2 protein-coding genes are annotated in these 4,343 nt (G+C 41.7%); both read left to right on the top strand.

Annotation, left to right across the window (positions count from 1 at the left end):
• Positions 1-459: 459 nt before the first annotated feature.
• A complete protein-coding gene (locus F6K52_RS32945) occupies positions 460-990 on the top strand; it encodes a universal stress protein (protein WP_293088805.1) in 531 nt (176 codons plus the stop codon).
• Positions 991-1,084: 94 nt separating this feature from the next.
• Positions 1,085-2,545 carry a zinc ribbon domain-containing protein gene (locus F6K52_RS32940; protein ID WP_293088801.1) on the top strand — a complete coding sequence of 487 codons (1,461 nt, stop codon included), beginning with the start codon at positions 1,085-1,087 and terminating at the stop codon, positions 2,543-2,545.
• Positions 2,546-4,343 lie beyond the last annotated feature (1,798 nt).

The raw sequence follows: 4,343 nt of genomic DNA, 5'->3' as shown, positions 1-4,343 counted from the left end.
CATAGTATGAGAGAGTGTATCTCTTGCTAGATATCCATTCTGGGTGTTATCGCCTTACGCGATCCCGTAAAAGGCCCATAATAAACAGCCTACCCGACTCCCGACTCCCCACACCCCACACCCTACTCCCTACTCCCTACTCCCTTTGCTAAAGTGTTACAAATAGTTAACCACTATTTAAGATCTGTCAGTAGTTTTTCTAGAATTAAATTATATAACACTATCACATCGAGTAATATCTGACTACACCACTGACTACAGGAAACTATTCAATCAACGTCTCCAATGTCGGTGCTCCTCGCCTCCACTGAACGTCAGGATTGAGCTTTGCTCACGCTTTGGGACCGTCCCCATCTTCCCGATATTTCCGCTACAAAGGCAAGGCCTGATTGATTTTCTGGCAGTGCCTAAATTCCATGTCTTCGATACCCCATGTGAAGATACGAGGAAAAACTAATCATGGCTTACAAAAAGATTCTGGTAGCAATCGACCGTTCATCCCAAGCAGAAGCAGTGTTTAAACACGCCCTAGACCTAGCGGAAAAGGAACAGAGTACTCTGATGCTAGTACACTGCCTTAACTGGGAACCTCAGGAAATGATGACTCCTTACGTAGGTCTTGGCACCATAGCTGATGTAGACCTCTATGGTAGTCTGCGAAAGGTTCACCAAGAAAATCTGCAAATACACGTTGAGGAAAACAAAGAGTGGCTTAGGAGTTATGCTGAAGCGGCCAATAATGATGGTATCGCTGCCGAAGTATCTTGTCAATTGGCAGATCCGAGTGTAGGAATTTGTGAGCTAGCCCAAAAGTGGGGTGCAGATTTAATTATGATAGGTCGTCGAGGGCTTGGGGGTTTAAAAGAAATAGTACTCGGCAGTGTCAGTAACTATGTTGTTCACCATGCTCCTTGCTCAGTGTTGGTAGTTCAAGGGGTAGCAACCCCAACCATTGAGTTAACCACTACAGCCCATCAATTAGACCCCTAAAAATAGGGATAATACGGGATCAAATAGGATCAAATCGACATTGACATTTAAGTAGCGCTATAGTAAAATGAAAACATAGGTTTAGACGTAATCAATGCCCAAAAAAGTAGGAGTAACTAAGAAGATATCGACTCAGGTCGTCCCAGTGATAGGGATGACCGAAGCGGTAAGGACTGAACTACTGTCTACGATGAAGAAATTGGGCATCGTCAGATCCGAGTCTTATAACAAGCTGGGAAGTATTAACTACTGGGGACTGGATTGGAAAAAATCGTACCGAGAAGTCAGGACTTTTAGGACTCCCGAATCATTGGGACTTCCGTCCAAACTAATGGAATGGGCTGTCAGTGATGTAGCCAAGGTCATTACTGCGCAACAGGCGGCTTGCACTGATGCAGTAGTAAAAAAAATCTCTAAAAAATTCCCAGGGAAAGACAACGAAAAAAAACGCAAAAAGCTTTGCCAACAAGTTGAAACTTTAGCTTTCCTAGAAAGCTCCCTTCTGCATAGGCTTGTCAGGAAAGAATATCAACGCGGCCATTCTTGGGTCAAAAATCAAATAGTCTATCAACAAGGTGGCTACAAGTGTAAAAGACTTTCTCGAAACACTTACCAGTTAGAATTGGCTGGATTGACGAGAAGAAAAAGGAACAAGATAGTTGTTAAATCTAATCGGAAGGTAAAAGGTCAGATTAGATTGATTTACACCCAGTTATCACGACAATTTGAAATTCACTTTTTAGTAGATCATGGTATAGTAGAAACTCCCTCAAGAGGCAGGGAAGTCGGAATAGATAAGGGTTACACCGAAGCATTCTATGATTCAGAAGGCCAGGCTCACGGAAAAGGGTTAGGACAATTAGCCACTAAAAAATCGGATCGTATTTGTGCCAAAAACCGAAAGAGGGGGAAGCTCTGGGCACTTCATAGAAAGCTAGAAAAAATAGATCCAGCTAAATCAGCGAGGATACTTGAAAATAATTTAACCAGGAAAGCTGAAAACCGCCGTTACAGACAAGACCAGTCAGAACTGACGAAAATAATAGGAGCAGCGTCTAAGTCTCTTTTCAATGGAGAAGCTCTGAAAGTTTTCGCGGAAGATTTAACAAAACCGATCCGAAATAAACGCCAGTCCAAAGCCGTGTCTCGCAAATTAAACAGTTGGATGAAAGGAGTAATGCGAGACTCTTTGCAGAAATGGGCTAATTGGACTGGATCGGTTGTTACAGAAGTTCAGCCTAGCTATACGTCGCAAGTTGACTCCAGGAACGGGACCCTATTAGGGCGAAGGACTGGGGAAAATTTTACCGGATGGGATGGGGTCGTGTTGCAGGCTGACCATAATGCAGCCAAGAATATCCTTGCTCGTGGTACCGACTTCGAGATAACTCGGTTCATGACTAGAGCCGAGGTTCAGGCTGTATTATTGCGCCGTACCGCGCGTTACTTGGAAGATATTTTGGGACTAGATCTGCTTGATGCGATCGCGGTTGACTACCTTGATAGCAAACATAGCAAATCTAAGGCTTTCAAGCAACTCCTCAGCGGGATCTGAGGATCGTCCAGACAGACGGGTGGAAGGTTAACTCTAATAGCCGCATGACCACCCCTCACTCGGACCACAATAAATTGCACCTTGACCGTTTTGTACGGGTTCGTCCCGATTAGTGACGGTTTAAGAGTATCCCACTCCAGTAACTACAGATACAGTAACTACAGATACAAAGTAGAGATTGAGCTTTGCTCACCCTTTGCGATTGAGCTTTGCTCACCCTTTGCGACCGACAGCCTTGAGATTCTAAGTAAGGCTTTAGGGATTATGCATTTTTTACATAGATGGATCAAATAGACTGATTCATTACTAATCATTTCACTAATCTTTCTTACTTCCACCAGAAGTCTAGTCTCTTTTTGAGAACAGGACTTAGGTAATAACTCTACTACTAGGGTGCGTTATTAACGCACCCTAGTATTTATAGGTTTTGGTTATAGGTTTTGGAGTCCAGTTTTGTATAAGTTGTGGGAGTTATTTCTCAACAACTGTGGGTTGTTGATATGAGTTTGCTTGTATAGCAATCCTAAAGGAATTGTGAGAATTTTGATCCGAAGTTCTATGTTCCAGTTATGCGCTGTCCCCTTGGCTTTATGCATACTTATCCATTTTTGTCAATGCTGAGGTAATAATTAGATCTAAAGAAGGCAACCTAGAATCAAAAGAAGTTTCTATGATGCGGTTAAATATTTGGCATTTTGGCAGTCATTTTACTTCGTCTATCGATGAAATGTAGGTTTACCATTTAATTTAGTGTTTTGAGTCTTTCACCCTTGGCAGATACGGAGGTGACAATCCAACTCAAAGTGGTTAGCATTGAAAGTTGGTCAGGGGGAGTAACATCATCATTGCTAAGACCCTATTTATTAAAACTGTCAAAGACTTATATCAGGTTATGGTAGGAACTTCGAGCCAGCTAAAATTGGCATCACCTTCTGGGAGAGAAGTCTGCCCTATCTATTGTTCCACCGCCAGTCCGGTACAGGAGATTGTAGGTGAAACTAAGGGCGTAGCATCAAAAGGGTTGTGGATCGGTTTTAACCACAAGGAGTAAAAGGTACTGATCAGCTCAAGACACCCAAAGATTTCCTAAGCCAGTACGGCGACAAGCACTAGTGCCAAGTCCAATTAATTACTGTCAAATTAATTACTGCCAAAATACCTCGTATATAGTTGGTTATGGCTAATATGGTTAATAGGGAATGGGTAAGGGATGATTCTCAACTAGATTAGAAACGATAACGACCCCTTACATTACCCGTAATTATTAGTACACCTAGGCAGAAATTGGTGACTAGTTCCTTTGAAGATGAGGGGGTAAGGGTATGAGGGGGGAGATTTTTCGCGGTCAGGTACTTCCGTGCCTGTCGCACCATAGACGGAAAACAATGGTATTGAGAAATTTATGACTATTTTCTTCAGATTTTTAACCATATAGTAAAGGCCAGGAAAGTTATGTCAAATAAACTACAAATGCCAGATAACTTATGTAAAATAAACTACAAAAATCTGGGGAGATAAGCCAACGCCTGGAAATTAACTAAAATTCATAGCCTTGTTTATATCTATAAGAAAATTAAATCATTTTCGATTTCTAATTAAACATTTTTGATTTCTACTAAAAAATATCTGTTATAGAATAAAGTTAAGAAGGATGACCTCCTAAGAGGAAAATTTTCTAAACTAGTATCTAAACTAGTAGTATCAGCCCCGATAGAGTTGATAGCTCAATGAAGGGGAGAAACGAATTGCTAGGCTAGAGTTAAGACAATGGCATCTTCCTTGAGCTTGTCATAGTGGA

This window comes from Moorena sp. SIO3H5 (assembly GCF_010692395.1).
Taxonomy (GTDB): Bacteria; Cyanobacteriota; Cyanobacteriia; order Cyanobacteriales; family Coleofasciculaceae; genus Moorena.
The sequence above is the reverse complement of the archived record's forward strand: the minus strand, read 5'-3'. Positions and strand labels throughout refer to the sequence as shown.